This window comes from Micromonospora sp. NBRC 110037 (genome assembly GCF_001652995.1).
Lineage (GTDB): Bacteria > Actinomycetota > Actinomycetes > Mycobacteriales > Micromonosporaceae > Micromonospora > Micromonospora chalcea.
In genome coordinates this window covers 243,608-267,409 of the sequence record NZ_BBVA01000002.1, presented here as the reverse complement: position 1 = coordinate 267,409, position 23,802 = coordinate 243,608, and the positions used below count along the sequence as shown (strand labels likewise).

General features: G+C 73.3%; 18 protein-coding genes and 1 pseudogene. 5 read left to right on the top strand and 14 right to left on the bottom strand.

Features of this window, described 5'->3' with window-relative positions; all coding sequences use genetic code 11:
- Positions 1–130 precede the first annotated feature (130 nt).
- On the top strand, positions 131–2,002 hold the full coding sequence (recQ, locus tag A4R25_RS01230; RefSeq protein WP_043329621.1) for a DNA helicase RecQ: 1,872 nt from the start codon (positions 131–133) through the stop codon (positions 2,000–2,002).
- A 102-nt stretch (positions 2,003–2,104) separates the two neighbouring features.
- Here recQ and A4R25_RS01225 read toward each other — a convergent pair whose 3' ends face one another.
- From A4R25_RS01225 to rsgA, 5 genes are all read right to left on the bottom strand, one after another.
- Positions 2,105–2,761, bottom strand: coding sequence for a C39 family peptidase (locus A4R25_RS01225; RefSeq protein WP_043329619.1), 657 nt, complete (start codon positions 2,759–2,761; stop codon positions 2,105–2,107).
- 756 nt (positions 2,762–3,517) lie between these two features.
- A complete protein-coding gene (gene uvrC, locus A4R25_RS01220; protein WP_043329617.1) occupies positions 3,518–5,467 on the bottom strand; it encodes an excinuclease ABC subunit UvrC in 1,950 nt (649 codons plus the stop codon).
- A 75-nt stretch (positions 5,468–5,542) separates the two neighbouring features.
- Positions 5,543–6,031 carry a Rieske (2Fe-2S) protein gene (locus tag A4R25_RS01215; protein ID WP_064445299.1) on the bottom strand — a complete coding sequence of 163 codons (489 nt, stop codon included), beginning with the start codon at positions 6,029–6,031 and terminating at the stop codon, positions 5,543–5,545.
- Positions 6,032–6,131: 100 nt separating this feature from the next.
- Positions 6,132–9,080, bottom strand: coding sequence for an excinuclease ABC subunit UvrA (gene uvrA, locus A4R25_RS01210; RefSeq protein ID WP_043329614.1), 2,949 nt, complete (start codon positions 9,078–9,080; stop codon positions 6,132–6,134).
- A gap of 208 nt (positions 9,081–9,288) precedes the next feature.
- Entirely contained in the window at positions 9,289–10,368 is a 1,080-nt protein-coding gene (gene rsgA / locus A4R25_RS01205) for a ribosome small subunit-dependent GTPase A (RefSeq protein WP_064446421.1), read from the bottom strand.
- 221 nt (positions 10,369–10,589) lie between these two features.
- Between rsgA and A4R25_RS01200 the strand changes: the two genes are divergently transcribed.
- Positions 10,590–11,306 (top strand): maleylpyruvate isomerase family mycothiol-dependent enzyme, encoded by a 717-nt coding sequence (locus A4R25_RS01200; RefSeq protein ID WP_064445298.1) that lies wholly within the window; start codon positions 10,590–10,592, stop codon positions 11,304–11,306.
- 8 nt (positions 11,307–11,314) lie between these two features.
- Positions 11,315–11,968: an MBL fold metallo-hydrolase gene (locus tag A4R25_RS01195; RefSeq protein WP_043331130.1), complete on the top strand. Its 654-nt coding sequence runs from the start codon at positions 11,315–11,317 to the stop codon at positions 11,966–11,968.
- 45 nt (positions 11,969–12,013) lie between these two features.
- On the opposite strand, the pseudogene A4R25_RS01190 reads toward A4R25_RS01195, so the two are convergent.
- Both A4R25_RS01190 and A4R25_RS01185 read right to left on the bottom strand, forming a co-directional pair.
- Positions 12,014–12,621: pseudogene (locus A4R25_RS01190) on the bottom strand (DedA family protein).
- A gap of 89 nt (positions 12,622–12,710) precedes the next feature.
- Positions 12,711–13,385 (bottom strand): methyltransferase, encoded by a 675-nt coding sequence (locus A4R25_RS01185; protein ID WP_043331125.1) that lies wholly within the window; start codon positions 13,383–13,385, stop codon positions 12,711–12,713.
- Between the two features lie 181 nt (positions 13,386–13,566).
- On the opposite strand from A4R25_RS01185, the gene A4R25_RS01180 reads away from it, so the two are divergent.
- A complete protein-coding gene (locus A4R25_RS01180) occupies positions 13,567–13,770 on the top strand; it encodes a cold-shock protein (protein ID WP_013287480.1) in 204 nt (67 codons plus the stop codon).
- A gap of 51 nt (positions 13,771–13,821) precedes the next feature.
- Here A4R25_RS01180 and A4R25_RS01175 read toward each other — a convergent pair whose 3' ends face one another.
- The 5 genes from A4R25_RS01175 to A4R25_RS01155 all read right to left on the bottom strand — a co-directional run bounded on the left by A4R25_RS01175 (position 13,822) and on the right by A4R25_RS01155 (position 19,081).
- The gene (locus A4R25_RS01175) at positions 13,822–15,096 is read right to left on the bottom strand and encodes an MFS transporter (protein WP_064445297.1); all 1,275 of its coding nucleotides are present in this window, start codon (positions 15,094–15,096) and stop codon (positions 13,822–13,824) included.
- A gap of 52 nt (positions 15,097–15,148) precedes the next feature.
- Positions 15,149–15,724 (bottom strand): helix-turn-helix transcriptional regulator, encoded by a 576-nt coding sequence (locus A4R25_RS01170; protein ID WP_064445296.1) that lies wholly within the window; start codon positions 15,722–15,724, stop codon positions 15,149–15,151.
- A gap of 98 nt (positions 15,725–15,822) precedes the next feature.
- Positions 15,823–16,731, bottom strand: a complete 909-nt coding sequence (locus A4R25_RS01165) for a hypothetical protein (protein ID WP_043329608.1) — start codon at positions 16,729–16,731, stop codon at positions 15,823–15,825.
- A gap of 170 nt (positions 16,732–16,901) precedes the next feature.
- Positions 16,902–18,554: a CocE/NonD family hydrolase gene (locus tag A4R25_RS01160; protein ID WP_064445295.1), complete on the bottom strand. Its 1,653-nt coding sequence runs from the start codon at positions 18,552–18,554 to the stop codon at positions 16,902–16,904.
- A gap of 2 nt (positions 18,555–18,556) precedes the next feature.
- Positions 18,557–19,081, bottom strand: coding sequence for a MarR family winged helix-turn-helix transcriptional regulator (locus tag A4R25_RS01155; protein ID WP_064445294.1), 525 nt, complete (start codon positions 19,079–19,081; stop codon positions 18,557–18,559).
- A 133-nt stretch (positions 19,082–19,214) separates the two neighbouring features.
- Here A4R25_RS01155 and A4R25_RS01150 point away from each other — a divergent pair, with 133 nt between their 5' ends.
- Positions 19,215–21,350, top strand: a complete 2,136-nt coding sequence (locus A4R25_RS01150; RefSeq protein ID WP_064445293.1) for an efflux RND transporter permease subunit — start codon at positions 19,215–19,217, stop codon at positions 21,348–21,350.
- Between the two features lie 73 nt (positions 21,351–21,423).
- On the opposite strand, the gene A4R25_RS01145 is transcribed toward A4R25_RS01150, so the two are convergent.
- Together A4R25_RS01145 and A4R25_RS01140 are read right to left on the bottom strand one after the other, a co-directional pair.
- A complete protein-coding gene (locus tag A4R25_RS01145; RefSeq protein WP_064445292.1) occupies positions 21,424–22,296 on the bottom strand; it encodes a lytic transglycosylase domain-containing protein in 873 nt (290 codons plus the stop codon).
- 32 nt (positions 22,297–22,328) lie between these two features.
- On the bottom strand, positions 22,329–23,786 hold the full coding sequence (locus A4R25_RS01140) for a DedA family protein (RefSeq protein WP_064445291.1): 1,458 nt from the start codon (positions 23,784–23,786) through the stop codon (positions 22,329–22,331).
- Positions 23,787–23,802 lie beyond the last annotated feature (16 nt).

The following is a 23,802-nucleotide window of genomic DNA, read 5'->3' as shown; positions in this document are numbered from 1 at the left end:
ATGGTCAATCAGCGACTCTAACGGCTGCGACCCCGTCCGGGATTCCACGGGGTGACCACCGGAACATGTCGCCACCCCCGGACCGGCTCGCCGGACGGGCGCTGTCGGGGGACGCTCGTAGACTGCGCGGATGGTCTCCCCCACCGACGAGCGGACCACCTCCGCACCGGCCGGCTCCCCACCGACCGGCGACGCGCTCGACGTGTTGCGGCGGGTCTTCGGGTACGACGCCTTCCGCGGCTTCCAGCAGGACGTCGTCGAACACGTGGTGTCCGGCGGCGACGCGCTGGTGCTCATGCCCACCGGTGGCGGCAAGTCGCTGTGCTACCAGATCCCCGCGCTGGTCCGCGACGGCGTGGCGGTAGTGGTCTCCCCGCTGATCGCGCTCATGCAGGACCAGGTCGACGCGCTCACCGCCGTCGGCGTACGCGCCGGTTTCCTCAACTCGACGCAGGACCCGGCGCAGCGGCGCCGGGTCGAGGCGGCCTACCTGGCCGGCGAGCTGGACCTGCTCTACCTGGCCCCGGAAGGGCTGGCGGTGCGGTCCACGCTCGGCCTGCTGGAGCGCGGCCGGATCGCGCTGTTCGCGATCGACGAGGCGCACTGCGTCTCGCAGTGGGGGCACGACTTCCGCCCCGACTACCTCAACCTGTCGATGCTGCACGAACGCTGGCCGGACGTGCCGCGCATCGCGCTGACCGCCACCGCGACCCGGGCGACCCGCACCGAGATCGCCACCCGGCTGCGGCTCACCGAGGCCCGGCACTTCGTGGCCAGCTTCGACCGGCCCAACATCCAGTACCGGATCGTGCCGAAGCGGGAGCCCCGCCGCCAGCTGCTCAGCCTGCTGCGCGACGAGCACCCGGGCGACGCCGGCATCGTCTACTGCCTGTCCCGGGCCTCGGTGGAGAAGACCGCCGAGTTCCTGGTCGCCAACGGCATCCCCGCGCTGCCGTACCACGCCGGGCTGGACGCCACGACCCGCGCCACCAACCAGCAGCGCTTCCTGCGCGAGGACGGGCTGGTCATGGTCGCCACGATCGCGTTCGGCATGGGCATCGACAAGCCCGACGTACGCTTCGTCGCCCACCTGGACCTGCCGAAGTCGGTCGAGGGCTACTACCAGGAGACCGGCCGCGCCGGGCGCGACGGCTTGCCGTCCACCGCCTGGCTGGCGTACGGGCTGCAGGACGTGGTGCAGCAGCGCAAGATGATCGAGACGTCGGAGGGCGACCTGGCGCACCGGCGCAACCTCGCCGCCCACCTGGACGCGATGCTGGCGCTCTGCGAGACGGTCCGCTGCCGCCGCGCCCAGCTGCTCGAATACTTCGGCGAGACCGGCGTGGCCGCCTGCGGCAACTGCGACACCTGCCTCGACCCGCCCGAGTCCTGGGACGGCACTGTCGCCGCGCAGAAGCTGCTCTCCACCGTCTACCGGCTCGACCGCGAACGCAACCAGCGCTTCGGCGCCGGGCACAGCATCGACATCCTGCTCGGCAAGCACACCGACAAGATCGACCAGTACGGCCACGACTCGCTCAGCACGTTCGGCATCGGCACCGAGCTGCGCGAGACCGAGTGGCGTGGCGTGGTACGGCAGCTGCTCGCCGAGGGTCTGCTCGCTGTCGAGGGCGACTACGGCACGCTGGCGCTGACCGAGGCCAGCGCGGACGTGCTCGGCCGCCGCCGTACGGTCACGCTGCGCAAGGAGCCGGAGCGGCCGGCGGCCGGCCGGTCCGCCAAGCCCCGGGGCGCGGCCACTGTGGTCGCCGACCTCTCCCCCGCCGCCGCGCCGGTCTTCGAGCGGCTCCGCGCGTGGCGCGCGGCCACCGCCAAGGAGCAGGGCGTCCCGGCATACGTCATCTTCCACGACGCGACGCTGCGGCAGATCGCCGCCGAGCCGCCGGCTTCCCTGGCCGAGCTGTCCCGGGTCAGCGGGGTGGGCGAGAACAAGCTCGCCAAGTACGGCGAGGCGATCCTGGCCGTCCTCGCCGAGTCCTGACGTACGCGCGGAAGGGCCCGCCCCCCTGTGGTGGGGGTCGGGCCCTTCCGGTGTGCGTGCTGCCGTTCTTGCTCTGCAGCCATGGGTGCGGCGGTGTTGGTCTTAGCTGGTGCTGTAGCCGCGGGTGGCGATCCAGTCGGCGAGGTTGTCGATGCTCATCCGGTAGGTGGCGGTGTTCGGGTCGGCGCTGTCGGCGATGGTGACGGTCTTGCCGTCGTCGCGGTAGCCGATGACGCTGATGTAGTGGCCGCCTTCGAAGGAGTGGGTGGTGCCGTCGGTGTCGGTGGCGGTGCCGGCGATGTTGGCGACCACGGCCCGGCCGGCGTCGACGGTCTTCACCACGTCGGCGCGCAGCTTGTCGGTCTGCTTGTCGTCGGCCTTGGGGGTGCTGATCTCGACCGACTTGTAGGCGTCCTTGGCGCCGGTCTCCTTGTTCAGCACCGGGGTGATGTCGTTGATGGAGTTGGTGCCGGCCTCGGTGGTGCCCATCTCGCGGGCCATGGCGTGCACGTCGATGTTCTTGCCCTGCACGCTCAGCGCGTTGCGGGCGGCGGCGGGGCCGCAGAAGTAGAAGTTGGGCTGCGCCTCGTAGCGCACGTCCAGCTCACGCTCACCATGACCGCTCTTGCGGTCGGCGACGATGGCGGCCTTCTCGGCCGGGGCGGCGTGGGCGGCGATGGCAGGGCCGGCGATGCCACCGGCGGTGGCGACGACACCAGCAGCGGTCAGAACGGTCTTGCGCAGCAGAGTGGTAGCCATGATGGTTGCCTCCCTGAAATGGGGGATACGCGGCGGGGGTGCCGCGAAGGGGAAAAGTCTTGGGGGGCGCCCGTCGAGCGGGCTGGCACGCGGGCGACCCGAGAGGGGGCTGCTCCGCGGCTCGGGGATGTAACGACCACCGGGCCCGGGTCATTCCCGCCGGCGGGGGTGCTCGTCGTCGGGGGATGTAACGACGGCCGGGCCGGGGCGATTCCCGTGACCTGACCCGTGGCGCCGGGCGGACCGGGTTGAGCGCTCGGCCCTGGTGCCTGAGCGGTCAGCCATGTACAACGCCTGCACCCCACCCCGGATTCCGCCGTGGGCATGGCGCCGACCACAACGCGCCACCCCGGCAAACCGGACACCGGCCCCAGGGCGCACTGGGCGGCGCCTTCGCGGTGCACGCGCACGGCAGACCTTGCAGTCGGCCCCCCGGACAAGCCTCACAAAGCGGTCATACGTTAGGCACGAACTGCAAGGTGGACGGTTCCGCCCACCGGGAACAGCCATGGCTGGAACGGCGTATGTGTCAAAGGCGGGCGGAGACACCCATGGCGTTCCACCCGAGGCACCTGGCGACGGCGACTGGAGCGGCATGGGTGTCAAAAGCAGCCCGAGACACCCACGGCGTTCCACCCACGGCACGCGACGGCGGTGGCGGGCCGGCGGGCCGGACAGCGGGCGTTGGTTGACGCACGCTGGACAGCGGCCGGGGGCCACGACGGCAGGCGCGAGCAGGCGCGAGCAGGCGAAGGGTCAGGAACGGGGGGCGGCCGTGGTGGCGTCGGTGGAGCCGTCCAGCGCGGCCAGGATCGCCTCGGCCGTACGCCTGCCCACCCCGGGCACCTCGGTGATCTCCTCCACGGTGGCCGACGACAGCCGCTTCAGCGAGCCGAAGTGCCGCAGCAGCGCCTTGCGGCGTACCTCGCCGAGGCCGGGGACGTTGTCCAGCGCCGATTCGGTCATCCGCTTGGAGCGCCGCTGCCGGTGGAACGTGATGGCGAAGCGGTGCGCCTCGTCGCGGACCCGTTGCAGCAGGTAGAGCGCCTCGGAGGTGCGGGGCAGGATCACCGGGAACTCGTCGTCGGGCAGCCACACCTCCTCCAGCCGCTTCGCCAGCCCGCACAGCGCCACGTCGTCGATGCCCAGCTCGGCGAGCGCCTTCGCGGCGGCGGCCACCTGCGGCGGGCCACCGTCGACCACCACGAGCTGCGGCGGGTACGCGAACTTGCGCGGCCGCCCGGTGGTCGGGTCGATGCCGGGGCGGTCCGGGTCGGAGGCGGTCTCCTCGCCCAGCTCCCCGGTCTCGGCGCGGGCGTCGAGGTAGCGGGCGAAGCGCCGCCGCAGCACCTCGGACATGGCCGACAGGTCGTCGGTGGCGCCGCGCACGATGAAGCGGCGGTACTCGCTCTTGCGGGGCAGCCCGTCCTCGAACACGACCATGCTGGCGACCACGTCGGTGCCCTGGATCTGGGAGACGTCGTAGCACTCGATGCGCAGCGGCGAGGTGTTCATGCCGAGCGCGTCGGCGATCTCGTCGAGCGCCTGGCTGCGGGTGGTCAGGTCGCCGGCCCGCTTGAGCTTGTGCCGGGCCAGCGCGTCCTTGGCGTTGCGCTCGACGGTCTCCAGCAGCGACCGCTTGTCGCCGCGCTGCGGCACCCGCAGCGACACCCGGCTGCCCCGGCGGGTGGAGAGCCAGTCGGCGAGCGCGTCGGCGTCGCCTGGTAGCTCGGGCACGAGCAGCTCGCGGGGCACGTCGGCCTCGCCCTGCTCGCCGCCGTACACCTGGGTGCAGAAGTGGTGCACGAGGTCGCCGGTGCTCAGCTCCTCGGTCTTCTCCACCACCCAGCCGCGCTGGCCGCGCACCCGGCCGCCGCGGACGTGGAACACCTGCACGGCGGCTTCGAGCGGGTCGTCGGCGAAGGCGACCACGTCGGCGTCGGTGCCGTCGCCGAGCACCACGGTCTGCTTCTCCATGGCCCGGCGCAGCGCCGCGACGTCGTCGCGCAGGCGGGCGGCCCGCTCGAACTCCAGTTGCTCGCTGGCGTCGAGCATCTCCTTCTCCAGCCGGCGGACCATGGTGTCGGTGCGGCCCGCCATGAAGTCGCAGAAACCGTCGACGATCTCCCGGTGCTGGTCGGCGGTGACGCTGCCGACGCACGGCGCGGAGCACTTGCCGATGTAACCGAGCAGGCAGGGCCGGCCGACCTGCCCGGCCCGCTTGAACACCCCGGACGAGCAGGTCCGCGCCGGGAAGACGCGCAGCAGCAGGTCGAGCGTCTCGCGGATCGCCCAGGCGTGCGAGTACGGCCCGAAGTAGCGCACGCCCTTGCGCTTGACGCCCCGCATCACCTGCAACCGGGGGTATTCCTCGTCGAGTGTGACCGCGAGATAGGGGTACGACTTGTCGTCGCGGTAGCGGACGTTGAACCTCGGGTCGTACTGCTTGATCCAGGTGTATTCCTGCTGGAGCGCCTCGACCTCGGTGGCGACGGTGATCCAGTCGACCGACTCGGCGGTGAAGACCATCTGCCGGGTGCGCTGGTGCAGGCCGACCGGGTCGGCGAAGTAGGAGTTGAGCCGGCTGCGCAGGTTGCGCGCCTTGCCGACGTAGATCACCCGCCCGGTGCCGTCGCGGAAGCGGTAGACCCCTGGCGATTCCGGGATGGTGCCGGGCGCGGGACGGTACGTCGAGGGGTCAGCCACGCTGTCAAGCCTAGTCCGCACCCCTGACACCCGGCCGCCGCCGCGCCCCCGGGTGACCGGGGGCGCGGCGGGTGGTCAGGCCAGGCGGATCTGGTCGCCGTCGACGGTGATGTCCTTCGCGGCGAGCGGCTTGGTGGCCGGGCCGCCCTTCACCGAGCCGTCGACGATGGAGAAGCGGCTGTTGTGGCAGGTGCAGTTGATCGTGCCGCCGTCGACGTTCGACACCGGGCAGCGCTGGTGCGTGCAGATCGGGTCGAACGCCTTGAACTGGCCGGCCTCGGGCTGGGTGATGACCACGCCCTGGCTGGCGAAGACCGCGCCGCCGCCGACCGGGATGTCCGAGGTGCGGGCCACGGAGTTGCTGCCGGCCCGGTCGCCGCCGCCGGCGTCCCCGGTGGCGGTGGCGCCGGGCGGGCCGCCGCTGGTCGGGGCGAGCCCGGGCGAGGCCTCGTCGTCGCTGCCGCAGCCCGCGAGCACCACTGCCGCGCCGACCGCCCCGGCTCCGGCGAGCAGGGCACGGCGGCTCTGGGTGACCGGTCGGGTCAACGCCTGATCATCACTCATATCCGGCCTTTCTCTCGGCTTACTGCGGAAACACGCACCAGCGTGGGGCACGGTTCATACTGGCGCGTCAACGTACCGGGCATCGCATGGAGGACGTCGGTCAGCGCGCCGCGGCCGGCACCTTGCGGGCCCGCGGCTTGGCGCCGCCGTTGCCGTTGGCCTTGGCCGCCCGGCTGGTGGCCGCCTTGGCGCCCTTGGCCTTGCCGTCGAGCTTGAGGATCGGCCGCAGGAACTGCCCGGTGTGGCTCTCCGGCACCTCGGCGACCTCCTCCGGCGTGCCGGTGGCCAGCACCGTGCCGCCCCGGTGGCCACCCTCGGGGCCCATGTCGATGAGCCAGTCGGCCGTCTTGATCACGTCGAGGTTGTGCTCGATGGTGATGACGGTGTTGCCCTTGTCGACCAGCCCCTCCAGCACCATCAGCAGCTTGCGGATGTCCTCGAAGTGCAGGCCGGTGGTCGGCTCGTCGAGCACGTAGACGGTGCGGCCGGTGGAGCGCTTCTGCAGCTCGGAGGCGAGCTTGACGCGCTGCGCCTCACCGCCGGACAGCGTCGGCGCGGGCTGGCCGAGGCGCACGTAGCCGAGGCCGACGTCGACCAGCGTCCGGAGGTGCCGGTGGATGGCCGGGATGGCGGAGAAGAACTCGGCCGCCTCCTCGATCGGCATGTCCAGCACCTCGGCGACAGTCTTGCCCTTGTAGTGCACCTCGAGCGTCTCGCGGTTGTAGCGCGCGCCCTTGCACACCTCGCAGGGGACGTAGACGTCCGGCAGGAAGTTCATCTCGATCTTGATGGTGCCGTCGCCGGAGCACGCCTCGCAGCGCCCGCCCTTGACGTTGAACGAGAACCGGCCCGGGCCGTACCCCCGGACCTTGGCCTCGGTGGTCTCGGCGAAGAGCTTGCGGATGTGGTCCCAGACGCCGGTGTAGGTGGCCGGGTTGGAGCGCGGGGTACGCCCGATCGGCGACTGGTCCACGCCGACGACCTTGTCCACGTGCTCCAGGCCGGTGATGCGGGTGTGCCGGCCGGGCACCAGCCGGGCGCCGTTGATCTGGTTGGCCAGCACCGTGTAGAGGATGTCGTTGACCAACGTCGACTTGCCCGAGCCGCTGACTCCGGTGACCGCGATGAGCTGGCCGAGCGGGAAGCTCACGGTGAGGTTGCGCAGATTGTGCTCGCGCGCGCCGTGCACCACCAGCTCGCGGCCCGGCGTCTGCGGCCGGCGGCCGGCAGGCGTCGGGATGGACTTGCGCCCCGAAAGGTACGCCCCGGTGACCGACTCGGTGTTGTCCAGCAGCGCCGGCACCGACCCGCTGTGCACGATCTTGCCGCCGTGCTCGCCCGCGCCCGGGCCGATGTCGACGATCCAGTCGGCCACCCGGATGGTGTCCTCGTCGTGCTCGACCACGATCAGCGTGTTGCCCAGGCCGCGCAGCCGCAGCAGCGTCTCGATGAGCCGGTGGTTGTCGCGCTGATGCAGGCCGATCGACGGCTCGTCGAGCACGTAGAGCACGCCGACCAGGCCGGAGCCGATCTGGGTGGCGAGCCGGATGCGCTGCGCCTCGCCACCGGAGAGCGTGCCGGCGGGCCGGTCCAGGGAGAGGTAGTCCAGCCCGACGTCGAGCAGGAACTTCAGCCGGGCGTTGATCTCCTTGAGCACCCGCTCGGCGATCATCTTCTGCCGGTCGGTCAGCTCGATGCCGGCCAGCAGGTCGGCGGCCTCACCCACGGACAGGTTGCAGACCTCGGCGATGCTCTTGCCGGCCAGGGTGACCGCGAGCACCTCGGGCTTGAGCCGCGCGCCGCCGCAGGCCGCGCAGGGCACGTCCCGCATGTAGCCCTCGTACTTCTCCCGGGACCACTCCGACTCGGTGTCGGTGTGCCGGCGCTCGATCCACTGCACCACGCCCTCGAAGCCGGTGTAGTAGGAGCGCTCGCGGCCGTACTTGTTGCGGTAGCGCACGTGCACCTGGTCGTCGGAGCCGTGCAGGATCGTCTTCTGCGCCCGCGACGGCAGCTTCCGCCACGGCGTGTCGATGTCGAAGTGCTCGGCCTCGCCCAGCGCCTCCAGCAGCCGCAGGAAGTATTCGAGGTTGTGCCCGGTGGCCCACGGCTGGATCGCGCCCTCGCGCAGCGTGCGCTCCGGGTCGGGGATGACCAGCTCGGGGTCGACCTCCTTCTTCGTGCCCAGGCCGGTGCACTCGGGGCAGGCGCCGTAGGGCGCGTTGAAGGAGAAGACCCGGGGTTCCAGGTCCTCGATCGCGAGGGGGTGGTCGTTCGGGCAGGCCAGGTGCTCGGAGTAGCGGCGCTCCCGGGCCGGGTCGTCCTCCGGCAGGTCGACGAAGTCGAGCAGCACCAGGCCGCCGGAGAGACCGAGCGCGGCCTCGACCGAGTCGGTCAGCCGCTGCTTGGCGCTCGGCTTGACGCTGAGCCGGTCGATCACCACCTCGATGGTGTGCTTCTCCTGCTTCTTGAGCTTCGGCGGCTCGGTCAGCGGGTGCACCACGCCGTCGACCCGGGCCCGGGCGTAGCCCTTGGCCTGCAGCTCGGCGAACAGGTCGACGTACTCGCCCTTGCGGCCGCGCACCACCGGCGCGAGCACCATGAACCGGGTGCCCTCGGCCATGGCCAGGACCCGGTCGACGATCTGCTGCGGGCTCTGCTTGGAGATCCGCTCGCCGCAGATCGGGCAGTGCGGCTCGCCGATGCGGGCGAACAGCAGGCGGAGGTAGTCGTAGACCTCGGTGATGGTGCCGACGGTGGAGCGGGGGTTGCGCGAGGTGGACTTCTGGTCGATGGAGACGGCGGGGCTGAGGCCCTCGATGAAGTCGACGTCGGGCTTGTCCATCTGCCCGAGGAACTGCCGGGCGTACGACGACAGCGACTCGACGTAGCGGCGCTGCCCCTCGGCGAAGATGGTGTCGAACGCCAGGCTCGACTTGCCCGAACCGGACAGCCCGGTGAAGACGATCAGGGCGTCCCGGGGCAGGTCGAGACTGACGTCACGCAGGTTGTGCTCGCGCGCGCCACGGATGATCAGTCGGTCGGCCACGGTGCGTGTGCTCCCGGAAGAAGAATATGAGGCGGATCTGTGCACCAGACGCCGGGTCTGGGTGGTTTTCACAGGTTGTCGGGGCGCAGAGAAGACGCCTCGGCAACTCTAGCCCCGACGTATGACAACTTCCGTCTCGCGAACATTCCCCCAGCTCAGGCCGGTCGGGCGGGAACCACTCACGCCCACCCGACCGGCTCGCGCAGGTTCAGAATGCCCCGGGTGCCGGGGGCGGCGCCGGACGCCCGGTACGTCGCCGTCCGCCACGCCAGCCGCCCCGCCGTTCGGCCGCCAGCCGGGCCGCGCGCCGGCCGCCCTCGTACTCGATCTCCCGCTGCAACCGGCGCCAGCTCTCCCAGCGGCGCGCCGGCAGCGCGCCGTCCTCCAGCGCGTCGCGCACCGCGCAGCCCGGCTCGGCGTCGTGGGCGCAGTCGCCGTACCGGCAGCCGGCGGCCAGCTCGGCGATGTCGGCGAAGGCACGGTCCAGGCCGGCCGCGCCGTCGAGCAGGCCGACCGCCCGTACGCCGGGGGTGTCCAGCACCGCTCCCCCACCCGGCAGGGGCACCAGCGACCGCCAGGTGGTGGTGTGCCGGCCCTTGCCGTCGACGCGGCGGATCGCCTGGGTGCGCATCACGTCCGCCCCGGCCAGCGCGTTGACCAGGCTCGACTTGCCGGCGCCGGAGGGGCCGAGCAGGCCGAGCGTGCGCCCGGGGCCGACGAACCGGCGCAGCGGCGCCAGGCCGGCGCCCCGCTCGGCGCTGACCGGCAGCACCGGCACGCCCGGCGCGAGGTCGGCCAGCTGCCGGGCCACCGCCTCCGGGTCGGCGGCCAGGTCGGCCTTGGTGAGCACGACGAGCGGCTGCGCCCCGGATTCGTGCGCCAGGGAGAGCAGCCGTTCGATCCGCGCGGCGTCCGGTTCCGGGTGCACCGGCTCGACCACCGCGGCGGCGTCGAGGTTGGCGGCCAGCACCTGGCCGCTGGCGTCCTTGCCGGCGGTACGGCGCACCAGCGCGGTACGCCGCGGCAGCACCGCCTCCACCGTGACCGGGCCGTCCGGCCAGGTGGACAGCAGCACCCAGTCGCCCGCGCAGGGCAGCGCGGCCAGGTCACGGGCGGCGGCGGCGAGCACGGCGCCGCCGAGGCTGGCCCGCACCGGCCCCTGCGGGCTCAGCACGGTGCAGACGCCCCGGTCCACCCGGGCGACCCGCCCGGGACGGTGGCCGGCGCGCCGGTCGAGGTGGGCCGCCCAGCCGGCGTCCCAGCCGAGGGCGGTCAGGTCGAGAGTCATGGTGTCCTCTTCGGTGTCGAGGGATACGTGGTGGAGCACACGCGCTGCGACCGGCATGCACACCACCTCCTCTCCGACTCCCGGTGCCGCGTTGGCGACGACGCGGACCGGGCGGCCCAGGTCGTCGGCCCCGACGGTAGGTGCCGCGCCGACGCGCCGAAAGCGATTTCCCCGGCGGCGCGCCCTGCCCGGGCCCGCTACTGTCGAACCGTGAGAACGCGATGACCACCGACCCCCTGCTGCTGACCGGCCCGCTGGCCGAGGCGAACGACCGTCTCCTGCGTACCGTGTCCGGCCTGACCGCGGCGGACGTCGCGGCGCCCTCGCTGCTACCGGGCTGGTCCCGGGCGCACGTGCTCACCCACCTGGCCCGCAACGCCGACGGGTTCGTCAACCTGCTCGCCTCCGCGCGCACCGGCGAGGACATCCCGATGTACGCCTCGGCGCAGGCCCGCGCCGCCGACATCGACGCCGGCGCCGACCGGGGTCCGGCCGACCTGCTCGACGACGTACGCCGCAGCGGCCAGCGCTTCGACGCGGCGGTCGCGGCGATGCCCGTGGACGCCTGGGGCGCCACCGTGCAGACCCGGCGCGGCCCCTGGCCGGCGGCGATGCTGGTCTGGGGCCGGCTGCGCGAGGTCGAGGTCCACCACGTCGACCTGGCGGCCGGTTACCTTCCGGCGGACTGGCCGGAGGCGTTCGCCCAGCGGCTGCTGCACGAGGTGGTGACCGGGCTGTCCGGCAATCCGGCCGCGCCGGCCATGGTGCTGCGCTTCGACGGCGCGGCCTCCGAACTCGTCGTGGGTGACCCCGAGGGGGCGCCCACGGTCACCGGCCCCGCGCCGGAACTCGCCGCCTGGCTGACCGGCCGGGGCGCGGGCGAGCTGCTCACCGTCGACCCCGACGGCCCTCTGCCCAACCCACCGGAATGGATCTGAACATCGTCATGACCTACACCGGAGACGTCACGCCCGGCGGGCCGCCGGCCGTGCGCGAGCTCGACCGGCTCACCGTCACCAAGCTGTCGGTGGGCCCGATGGACAACAACGCCTACCTGTTGCGCTGCAACGCCACCGGCGAGCAGGTGCTGATCGACGCCGCGAACGAGGCGCCGCGCCTGCTGGAGCTGGCCGGCGACGGCGGGCTGGCCGCCGTGGTGACCACGCACCAGCACATGGACCACTGGGTCGCGCTGGAAGAGGTGGTGGCCAAGACCGGGGCGCGCGCGCTCGTGCACGCCGACGACGCCGAGGGCCTGCCCATCTCCGCCGAGCGGCTCGGCGAGGGCGACACGGTGCCGGTCGGCGACTGCGCGCTGGAGGTCATCCACCTGCGCGGGCACACGCCGGGCTCGATCGCGCTGCTCTACCGCGACCCCTCCGGCACCCCGCACCTGTTCACCGGCGACTCTCTCTTCCCGGGCGGCGTCGGCAACACCGACCAGGACCCGGAGCGCTTCGGGCAGCTCATCGACGACGTCGAGGCCAAGCTCTTCGACCGGCTGCCCGACGACACCTGGTTCTACCCGGGCCACGGCAAGGACAGCACCATCGGCGCCGAGCGGCCCGCGCTGCCGCAGTGGCGCGCCCGCGGCTGGTGAACACGCCCGGTCCGGCCTCCCCCGTGGCGGCCGGGCCGGGCGCGGTCAGCCGGTGACCGCGCGCAGGCGGCGCCGGGTGGCGAGCAGCACCGGGCCGGCGAGCAGCAGCCCGACCGCCATGGTCAGCACCGTGGGGTTGAGCGCCGCGGGCAGCAGCCCGGTCAGCGCCCGCGCGGTCAGGCCCAGCGCCACGTAGAGCCCGGCCCAGGCGGTCGCCCCCGCCGCCGCGCAGGCCAGGAACCGCCGGTACGACATCCGCAGCCCGCCGGCGGCCAGCGGCAGCAGCGCGTTGAACACCGGCAGGAACGGCGCCACCAGCACGATCCGTCCGCCACCGCGGTGCAGCAGCGTCTCGGCGGCGGTCCACCGGGACTCGCCGATCCAGCCGCCGACCCGGCTCTCCCGCAACTGCCCGCCCCAGCGCCGTCCGGCGAAGAAGCTCAGCGACCAGCCGGCCAGGCAGCCGGTGACCACCGCGGCGACGGTCAGGGCCCCGCCGGCCGGGCGACCGGCGCCGACCGCCGCGAGGACCGCCGCGTCGCCGGGCACCAGCACCCCGATCAGGGTACGGCGTCGGCGAGCATCACGATGCCCAGCAGACCCATCAGGAGGGTGGTGGGCAGCTCACCGGCGGCGGCCACGAGATCGTTCATGAGCTGCACGCTATGGCCCGCCGGTCACCCGGCACATCGGGCATGATCCCCCAGTGGCCCCCGACACCCGACCCGGAGATCCCTGAGGGTCATCGGGGTCGCAGCACCTGCACCCGGCGTACCGGGGAGTCGACGGAGGGCTCGGTGGTCGGCACCGGGTAGCTGGCCACCAGCTCCAGCCCGCCCGGCGGCAGGTGGCCCCGGTCCGGGTCGCCGACCAGCACCTCGACGCCGTGGTCGGCGCAGCGCCGCAGGTAGGGCAGGACCCGCGCGGCCAGTCCGGCGTCGTAGAGCACGTCCCCGGCCACCAGCAGGTCGGCGCCCGCGACGCCGTCGAGCAGGTCGTCGCCGTCGGCCGCCACCCGGACCCGGTTGGCGCGGGCGTTCACAGTGACGGCCGCCACCGCGTACGGGTCGATGTCGTTGGCGACCACCTCGTCCGCCCCGGCGAGCGCGGCGGCGATGGCGACCAGCCCCGATCCGGCGGCCAGGTCGAGCACCCGCCGCCCGGCGGCCAGTTCGGGGTGGTCGAGCAGGTGCCGGGCCAGCGCCTGCCCGCCGGCCCAGACCGACGCCCAGTACGGCGGCGGCAGCGACCGACCGGCGGCGGCCTCCATCCGGGCCCACCACAGGATGGCGTCCTCGGCCAGGTGCAGGCGCACCTCGGGCACGAACGGCGTGTCGACCAGTCGCAGGCGGTCCGGGCCCGCGCCGGGCACCGCGATCTCCTGTTCCAGGTCGGCCAGAGCCGTCTGCGTGCTCATCGGGGCAAGCATGCCGCGCCGCGCCCGGCGCCGGGGTCATTTTCCCGGCGCGGCACGTATTCACGGGCGCGCCGCGCGCTTCCGGCAGCGGATTGCGGTCCGGACGGTTACTGTCGGGGTGGTACAGGGCGACCACCGGCCGCGGGGCCGGCGCTCGCCCGCATTGAACAGGGAGAGACGCATGGCAACCGGCACGGTCAAGTGGTTCAACTCGGAAAAGGGCTTCGGCTTCATCGAGCAGGACGGCGGAGGCCCGGACGTGTTCGTCCACTACTCGGCCATCCAGAGCAGTGGCTACCGCGAGCTGAACGAGGGTCAGAAGGTCGAGTTCGAGGTGACCCAGGGCCAGAAGGGCCCGCAGGCGGACAACGTCCGTCCGATGTAGTGACGTGCCGGTGGCGGCGGTCGGGGCTCCGACCGCCGCCGCAGCGCATCATCAGGACGGCGCGGCCGGCAGGTCGCGCCGTCTCCGTAGCGGCCCGGCCAGCAGGATCAGCGGGGTCAGCGCCAGCCACGCGGTCATCACCCGGATCGCGCCACCCGGCCCCCAGGCCGCGCCCAGCGCGCCGGCGAGCAGGGCGGCCAGCGGAATGGTGCCGTAGTTGAGCAGATGCATGCTCACCGTCACGCGGCCGAGCAGCCGGTGCGGGGTGTACGTCTGCCGGAAGCTGCCCTTCACCACGTTGCCGACCGCGACGCCCAGGCTCACGAGCACACCGCCGAGCACCAGCCACGCCGTGCGAGCGCCGGGACCGGCGAGCGGGATGAGCAGCGCGGGCGGCCCGGTGAGAGCGCCGGCGACCAGCAACGTCCGGGCGCTGCCGATCCGGCGGGCCAGGCGCGCGGCGAGCGCGGCGCCGATCACGCCGCCGAGGCTGGCGAGTCCGATCAGGAGGCCGACCAGGCCCGCCGGGAGTTCGGCCGAGCGCACCAGGAACACCACGAGCACCGCCTGGTAGCCGGTGAGCCCGATGTTGCTCGCCGCCCCGAAGACCGTCAGCACCCGCAGGTACGGGTCGCGGACGACGAACCGCAGTCCGGTGGCGACCTCGCGGCGCAGCGACGTCGTCCCGGCGTCCCGGTGCGGCCGGGCCTCGACCGCGCTGATCCGGCGCAGGCAGAGCGCGGACAGCAGGAAGGTGAGCGCGTCCAGCGCCACCGCGGTCACCGCGCCGACGAGCTGGGCGACGAGACCGGCCAGTCCCGGGCCGACGAGGTAGCTCGCGGTCTGGGTGGCGTGCAGCCGGGCGTTCGCCTCGGGCACCTGCTCGGGACGCAGCAGCGTGGGCAGGTAGACCTGGTCGGCGGTCTCGAAGAAGACCCGGGCCAGGCCGGCGCCGAGCGCCACGACCAGCAGGTGCCCGACGGTGAGCATCCCGGCCAGGGCGGCCACCGGCACGCTGGCGAACAACGCGGCGGCGGCGAGGTCGGCGGCGATCATCACCGGGCGACGGCGGACCCGGTCGACCCACGCCCCGACCGGCAGGCCGGCCAGCAGCCAGGGCAGCCACGCCGCGGCGGTGAGCACCGCCACCTGGAACGTGCTCGCGTCGAGCACCGCGACCGCGACCAGGGGCAGCGCCACTGCGGTCATGTTGCTGCCGACGGCGCTCACCGTGTGGCCGGTCCAGAGCAGCCGGAAGTCGCGGTGCCGGAACAGCCCTCCGCGCGTCGGGGCGGCCGGCCCCGACATGCGTGCGGGGGCGGTCACGACGGGCGTCCCGGTAAGGCGTTCCCGCACGGCGCCGGAACGCGGTGGACGGTCACGGCCGGCCCGGGACGCCGTGGGCGAACACGAAGACCGGCTCGCGGCGCTGCCCGTCCTCGGGCGCCGGCCGGTCGGCCCACCGTGCGAACAGCGCGATCACCTCACGGCTGAGCTCGGCCAGCTCGTCCGGGGTCAGGTGCAGCCACTTGTCGGTGCTGAACGGCCCCTCTCGCCACGCGGCGTGCGCCTCGTCGGGGGCGGCGTGCCAGGCGCGGACCAGCTCGGCGTGCCGCTCCAGGTTGAGCGAGCTGGCCGCGTCGGCCACCACCCGGGCCGCCGGGTCGTCGCCGAAGTCGCTGTTGGACCAGCGCACCCCGCGATCGCGCAGTCGCCACCAGCGTTCCCGGCGGTCGCGTGCCAGCTCGGGCGCCTCGACCAGCAGGTCGGCGGCGGCCAGCACCTTGAGGTGGTGGCTCACGTTCGCCGGCGCCTGGTCGGTGCGCTCGGCGAGCATGCCGACGGTGCACGGGCCGTACACCTTGAGCACGTCCATGAGCCGGCGGCGCAGTGGGTGGGCGAGCGCGGCGAGCACCCGCGAGTCGGTGATCTGCCGGACGGTCCGCTGTTCCATGCGCCCGAGTCTCACATCCGCAAGAGCTGTTGCGCAACAGCTCTTGCGGAATGCGCCGGCCGACGGCGCCGCGACCCCGCGGTCGCGGCGCCGGACCGTCAGGCGATCAACCGCCGGGACAACTCGTCGGCCACGTCCCGGGCGATCTGCGGCGGGATGGCCTCGGCGATCTTCTCCGGCGGCAACCCGGCCAGCACACCGGAGACGATCTGCTGCTCGTCGGTGAAGTCCCGGCCGGACAACTCGTTCACCTGCGCGACCAGCGCCGGCCAGGCGCGCAGCATCGCCAGCATCTGCTGCAACGGCGAGTTGGGCATGGGCGGGTTGACCAGCCCGGTGGTGTTGGCCGGCGAGATCAGCCAGTTGCGCAGGTTCTGCAGGTCGGCCAGGACGTCGCCCACAGTGCGGTTCTTCGAGCCGGTGTCCTTGATGAGCCGGTCGGTCTGTTCCATGTCGTCCTCCGGTTTCGCGGTGGCGATCATTCCGATCGCGGTCAGATAGCGGCGGAACAGCGGGGTCAGGTCACGCCCCGCCTTTGTCGAGTCACGGAAGAAGCTGAAATGCGTGTGGTACAGGTGGCTGCTGTCGCCGCTGGTGCGCCGTCCCAGCCGGTCCCAGCGGCGCACGGTCCGCCCGTCCGGGGAGTAGATGATCTCCCGGATGTCCCGGGTGTCGGCCGCGTTCGCCACGCACTGCGCCACCATCCAGGTGGAGAACGTCCGCAGGTTGTGCGTACCGCCGCCGGAGCGGACGGAGAACGTGCCGACGTCCAACGCGGACGCGTACAGGGTCAGGCCGGACCGGTCCCGGGTGGACTCCACCACCGAGTAGTCGTTCGTCACGACCCGGTCGGATCCGCAGTGGTAGCCGCCCCGGTGGTTGGGGTCGCCGACGATGCCGACCTCCGCCGGCTCCAGGTCGTCGGCGCGTACGGCCTTCTTGTCGACGTTGAGATAGGTGAGCAACAGGTTCCGGACGGCCAGCAGGTTCGCCGGGGCCGACGTCATGGCAGATCCCCTTCCGATCGATGACCGGCGAGGGCACGACAATCACACCGCGTGATGGCGTGCGATCCGCGGACGCGCCCCGCCGGATAACTGCACGGCACCGGGCACTTGCTCCGAGCTTAACCACGGTTAGGCAGAAGTGCCCAGCTCAGGGACGGTTTTTTGGACTATCAGCCCGCTGTGGACGGTGTCCGCGTGAGCGGCAGCTCCAACCCCGAGGGATGCTCACGATCGCTGAGAATCTCTCGCCAACCAGCACGAAGAGTCACGGCAGTGCCGAGTGGCTCACCGGTGCCGGGATTGCGCGCGTACCGGGGGTGGGCGCCACCGGAGACCTGGACCCGCAGCCGGTGCCCGGGCGCGAAGCGGTACGCGGTCGGCCAGAGCGTCACCGGCACGGCGACCACACCGGACGGATCACGCGGGAACCGGCCCGGCTCGACCCGGACCAGCCCGTCGCAGACGTTCCAGGAACGCCCGCGCCGGTCCACGTCGCACAGACGCACGAACACGTCCAGGTACGACAGTTCGCTGCGCACGTGGATCTCGGCGCGTACCGGCCCGGCCACCTCGACCGGCTCCGGCAGCGGCCCACCGGTGTAGGTGAGCACGTCCGGCCGGGCCTCCACCGGCCGGTTGTCGACCGCGCCGGCCCGCTGGGCCACGAGCAGCGGCCCGCCCAGCGACGGGGTCGGGTCGGCCGGGTCGTACCAGAAGCGGTCGGGCGCGGTGCCGGGCTCCGGCGGCTCCGGGGCGAGCCCGCCGCCCGAGCGCAGGTGCCACCGCACGGGCGTGGCGGGCGGCGGCCAGTCCGGCAGGTCACGCCAGCCGCCGCCGGCGCCGCCGACGTGCACCCGCACCGGCGCGCGCTGCGGCGCGGGTCGCCCGGCCAGGTGCGTGTCGAGCCAGTCCAGCCCTTCGCGCAGCGACGCCAGGAGCAGCCCCGGGCTGCCATGGGTCCAGGGGCCGACGACCAGGCGGGGTCGCGCTCCGGCGGCCCGCAGGCGGGCGTAGTCGTCGAGCTGGGCCGGCAGGAAGATGTCCTGCCAGCCGCTGACCATGGCGACCGGGGCGCGCACCTCGGTGATCCGTTCGCCGAAGACCCGGGTACGCCAGTAGTCGGCGTCGGGGGTGTGGTGGCGCAGCCACTCCTGGAAGAACGGCACCGTGACACCGGTGGCGACCCGGTCCGCCTCGGCCAGCGGCAGGTGCGCCAGGGCACGGACGAGGCGGGGCTGACCACGCTTGAGTTCCCACTGCCGGGCCAGCCAGGGCACCGTCTGCGCCTGGAGCAGCTCGGCCCAGGTGAGCACCGTGTCCAGGGCGAACGACTCCCCCGCGTACGTGGAGTCGCGGGTGCCCGACGCGGTCACCACGGCGACCATCGCGCGCAGCTCGTCGCCCGCCTCGGCGGCGAGCGCCCACTGCACGAAGCCCTGGTAGCTGGCACCGAACATGCCGAACGCGCCGGTCCACCACCGCTGGCGGCGCAGCCAGTCCAGCGTGTCGAGGCCGTCGTCGCGCTCGTGCACCAGCGGCGCGAACTCGCCGCCCGAGCCGTACGTGCCGCGGCAGGACTGGATGACCACGTGGAAGCCCCGCTCGGCGATCAGGCGGCCGAGCAGGCGGATCGGCCCGCCCCGCCCGTACGGGGTGCGGATCAGCACGCAGTGCGCGCCGGGCAGGTCGGGTGCGTAGTGGTCGGCACGCAGCGTCACCCCGTCGCGGACCCGGATCGGGATGTCCCGGGTGACGGTGACCCGCCCGGTGCGGGCGGCCGGTAGTCGCAGCGCCACGGCGGCGGCCCGGGTGACCAGCCGCACGGTCAGTCGCCCTCGCCGGGGCCGGGTGCGGCGCCGCGGCGGGGCGCGGCGCGGATCTCGTCCCGGTGGGTACGCATGGAGCGCACCATCTCCGCCATGAACCGCTGCACCACGGCCAGCTCGTCGTCGGTGAAGCGGTCCATCACCTCGTCGGTGCGGCGCCCGAGCGGGCCGAAGAAGCTCTGCGCCAGCGTGGCGCCACGGTCGGCGTAGTGCAGGAGGATCTTGCGGCGGTCGGCGGTGTCCCGGTCGCGGCGGATGTGACCGCCGCGTTCCAGGCGGTCGACGAGCGCGGTCACCGACCCGGAGGAGATGTTGAGCGCCTCACCGAGGCGGCCCGGGGTGATCGGGTCGCCGACCAGCTCGGCCTCCATCACCGCGATCAGCGCGTGCAGGTCGGTGGCGTTGAGCCCGTGCAGCCCGGCGAAGGCGTGCCCGATGTGCTGGGCGTCGACGGAGTAGCGCCGCAGGTCGTTGGTGATCTCGGCGATCATCCGCCCGCGCGGGTCGTCCCGTCGCCGGTACATCCTGTGCGCCACCGCTCGCCGACACCCCCTGCCCGAACTGATCCGGTTGCAGCATAGAACCACCCCGGATAATCTCGCCTATCAAGATACTCGTTCAGAGAGAATCCTCCGCGACCAATAGTGAGGGCATCCGATGTCACTGTTCTCCCGCGTCGTCCGGGGCCGGCTCGCCGCCTGGCTCACCCTGGCCGTCGCGCTCGTCGTCGGCGTAGTCGCCTTCGGGCTGCCGAAGCCGGACAATCCCGACCCGGTCTCCGGCACCGGCCTGTCCGTGGAATGGCAGTCGACGCAGGTCGAACGGCTGCAGGACCAGTTGCCCTCCAAGGACGCCCAGACCGCCCTGGTCGTGGTCAGCCGCGCCGACCAGGCTCCGCTGAGCGGCGCCGACCGGGGCCAGCTCGACGGCCTCGCCGGCCAGCTGAGCTCACTCGCCGCCGGCGGCCGGGTCTCCCCCGCCCAGGTCTCCCCGGACGGGACCGTGGCGCTGGTCGCGGTGCCGCTGTCCACCGAGGGCGGCCCGTCGGCGGTGGTCGACGAGGTGGAGAAGCTCCGCGAGGCGGTCGGTGACCTGCCCGGCGAGCTGACCGTCGAGGTCACCGGCGGGCCCGCGTTCACCGCCGACCTGGGCAAGGTGTTCCAGGGCGCGGACACCACGCTGCTGCTGGTCACCGCCGCCGTGGTGGCGGTGCTGCTGCTGGTCACCTACCGCAGCCCGTTCCTGTGGCTCGTACCGCTGCTGGTGGTGGGCGCGACCGAGCAGATCACGCTGCGCGTGGTGGAGTCCCTCGTGCCCGCGTTCGGCATCTACCTGCCCAGCGGCCAGGTCACCGGCATCGCCAGCGTGCTGGTGTTCGGCGCCGCGACCAACTACGCCCTGCTGCTCATCGCCCGCTACCGGGAGGAGCTGCGCCGGGAGGAGGACCGGTTCGCCGCCATGCGCTCGGCGCTGCGCCGCACCGCCGAACCGATCCTGGCCAGCGGCAGCACCGTCGTCCTCGGCGTGCTCACGCTGCTGCTGTCCGAGCAGGAGACCAACCGGGCGCTCGCCATCGCCTGCGCCACCGGTGTGATCCTCGCCATGCTCTCCGCCCTGTTCGTGCTCCCCGCGGCCCTGCTGCTGTTCGGCCGGGGCCTGTTCTGGCCGTTCATCCCCCGCGTCGGCAGCGCCGCCCGCGAGGGCCGGATCTGGGGCCGCCTCGGCGAGATGGTCATCCGCCGGCCGCTGCCGGTCGCCGCGCTCGCCGTACTGCTGCTCGCCGGCCTGGCCCTCGGCGGCCTCGGCATCCGCACCGGCCTGTCCGAGACCGAGCAGTTCAGTGAGAAGCCGGAGGCGGTCGCCGGGGCGGAGACGCTCGCCCGGGCGTTCCCGGCCGGCAGCACCCAGCCGGTTGCGGTGCTCACCAACCCGCAGGCCGCCCCGGCGGTGCTCGCCGCCGCCTCCGACGTCGACGGGGTCGCCTCGGCCCGGCCGGGCGCCGCCGGAGACCGGGTCGCCCAGATCGACGTGGTGCTCACCGCCGAGCCCGGCAGCGCCGCCTCCGACCGGGCCGTGGTGGCGCTGCGCGACGCCGTGGCCGCCGTACCGGATTCCGCGCCGCCCGCCGTGGACGGCGCGGACGCCCCCGACGGCGCCCTGGTCGGTGGTTCGGTCGCCGCGACCTACGACTCGAACGAGGCGAACACCAAGGACCTCAAGCTGATCCTGCCGCTCATCCTGCTGCTGGTCGGCGCGGTGCTGGTGCTGCTGCTGCGCGGAATCCTGGCGCCGCTGCTGCTGGTGGTGACCGTGATCGCGTCGTTCTTCGCCAGCCTCGGCGCGGCCTGGCTGCTCTTCGACCACGTGCTGGACTTCCCGGCGCTGGACAGCGGGGTGCTGCTGCTCGCGTTCGTCTTCCTGGTGGCGCTCGGCGTCGACTACAACATCTTCCTGGTCACCCGGGCCAGGGAGGACGCCCGGCGCACCGGCACCCGCGACGGCATGCTGTCGGCGCTGCGGGTCACCGGCGGCGTCATCACCAGCGCGGGCGTGCTGCTCGCCGCGGTCTTCGCGGTGCTCGGCGTGCTGCCGCTGATCACGCTCACCCAGATCGGCATCATCGTCTGCATCGGTGTGCTGCTGGACACGCTGCTGGTCCGTACCGTGCTGGTGCCGTCGCTGGCGTTCCTGCTCGGCGACCGGTTCTGGTGGCCCGGCCGGATCACCCGGGACGCCGACGCGCCCAGCGACGCCGTCGACGCGCCGGCCGAGCCGGTGCCCGCGCGGGACTGACCTGGACAGACGGGCGGGGCCGGCACGTTCGCCGGCCCCGCCCGTTCGTTTGTCCGCTCGTTCGCTCGTTCGCTCAGAAGCTCAGGCACTCGCACTGGGTCATCAGCGCCCGCACGTTGCGCACGTACTGCGGGTTGGGGATGGTCAGCGGCTGGTCCTCCCGCGCCACCGCGCCGTGCCCGTAGTTGTACGCCGCGATCACGGCGTTGAGCAGGCAGGAGTTCAACGTGGACGTGCACAGCGAGGCGTCGAGGCGGTAGTCGGACTCGAAGTACATGTCGCCGATGTACTTGGTCAGCCAGGCCAGGTACGTGCCGCCCAGGTAGGCGTTGTCGCGGTAGGCGTCGATGTCGTACGACTGCCCGAACCGCTGGTTCATCCACTCCGCCGTGGCCGGCATGACCTGCATCAGCCCGACCCCGCCATCGCAGGCGATGATGTTGGACTGCCACCCGCTCTCCTGCCAGGCGGTGGCCTTCATCAGGGCCGACGGGATGCGGATGTCCGGCGCCGAGGTGGGCCAGTAGGTGCGCGCCGCGGCATCGGCGAGCGCCGCTTTCACCTGGCTCTGGCTGGCCTTGGTGCCCCGGTAGCTCGGCTTACAGCCCTCGTCCGCCGGCTTCGGCGGGGCGGGAGGCACCTGGGTCTCGGTCGGCGGCTTCGGCTTGGCCAGCGGGGCCGTGGACGTGCGGGACGGCTTCGCGGCCGGTTTCGGTTTCGCCGACGCGCTCGGGCTGGGCCGCCCACCCATCGCCGCGACCGCCGGTGGCTCCTCGCTGGGCGCGTCGGCGGGCGCCTCCTGCGGTTCGTCCGCCGGCGCCGCCGTGGGCAGGTCCGCGGCGACCTCGCGGACCGGCCGTTCCTGTTCGCCGCACGCCGTCAGCGTGCCCGTCGCGAGCAGCGCTGCCACCGCCACCGCGGCCCACCTGCCGAATCCTCGCCGCATCCGACCTCCCCCGTCGTTGCCGTCGGCGCACCCTAACAAGGATCGGCAGGTCCGCGGGGTACCCGAGACGCCGACCGGCGCCGCCGGGGCCGCGGCGGCGCGTCCCGTGGGGCCGGGCCGCCGTCCGCCGGGTCCGGCCGCTCGGCGCCGTCCGCCAGCCGGTCCCGGGTCGCCCACGCCACCACGAACACGGTGGTCCAGGCGAGGCCCAGCAGCACCGCCGTGACGGTGCCGCTCGCGGTGCTGAGTCCCAGGTAGAGCCGCGCGCCGGTGACCATGACCACGCCTGCCGACGCGGCCGTCCACACGGCCACGCCGACCGGCCAGCGCACGCCGCGGGACAGCAGCCAGGCCAGCGTGCCGAAGCTCGCCGTCACCACCGCGTTCTGGGTCGGGAACAGGTCACCGGCCCGGTCCGGGCCACCCGGATCGGTCAGCTCCGCGACAACGACGAGCAACACCAGCGGCACCGCCGCGCCGACGGTGCCCAGCACCCCGAGCGGGTCGGCCCGCCACGGCCGGCCCCGCCCCGTCACCACGGCGGCCACCACGGCGACCGCGGCGATGAGCAGCCAGCCGCGCAGTCCCGACACCGCGGCCTGCGCCGCGTCGACCACCCCGGGGGTACGCCGGGCGGCGAACCAGTCGGAGACCAGCCCGTCGAGGACACCCAGCCCGCTGTGCCGGACCACCGCCTCCAGCAGCAGCGCCACGGCCAGCCCGGCGACGAACAGCAGCGCCAGCCCCAGCACCAGGTTGACCAGCAGGCTCCAGGCCGGGCCGACCCGCATCGCGACCAGGAAGAACAGCACGCCGTACCGGGACCGCAGCCAGCGCAGCGGCGGCAGCGCGGCGGCCCGGGCGGCCAGCGCGCGCACCGGGTCCGGGTTGCGCCCCAGCCAGCGGCCCGCCAGCACCACGCCGAGCAGGCACAGCAGCAGGGCCAGCACCGCCCCGGTGGCCTGGCCGAGCAGCTTCGACACCCGCTCGTACGACTCCCCGGCCAGGTAACCGGCCAGCACCGAGGCGCCGACCCAGCTCGCCACCCCGGCGAGGTTCCACGGCGCGAACCGCCGGTACGGCATTCCGGCCGACCCGGCCAGCCGGGGCGCCAGCGTACGGGCGAACGCGATCCAGCGGGCGGCCAGCACGCCGCGACCGCCCAGCCGGTCCAGCAGCGAATCGGCCCGCCGCCACCGGTGCGCCCCGATCCGGGCACCCACCCCCGAGGCGCGCAGCCGTGGGCCGTACCGCCGCCCGGCCCGCCACGCGAGTGTGTCTCCGATCACGGCGGCGGCGGTCATGGCCACCAGCACGGGCGCGAGGCGCAGCGTCCCCGCGTACGCTAGGAAGCCGACCAGAAGCAGGGTCGCCTCGCCGGGCATCAGCAGCCCGACGATCACCGCGGTCTCCGCCGCGACGATCGCCGCGGCGGCCAGGTAGATCAGCAGGGGCGGCAGCTCCTGCAGCCAGCTCAGCAGGTCAGGCATCGGACACCCCGCACGG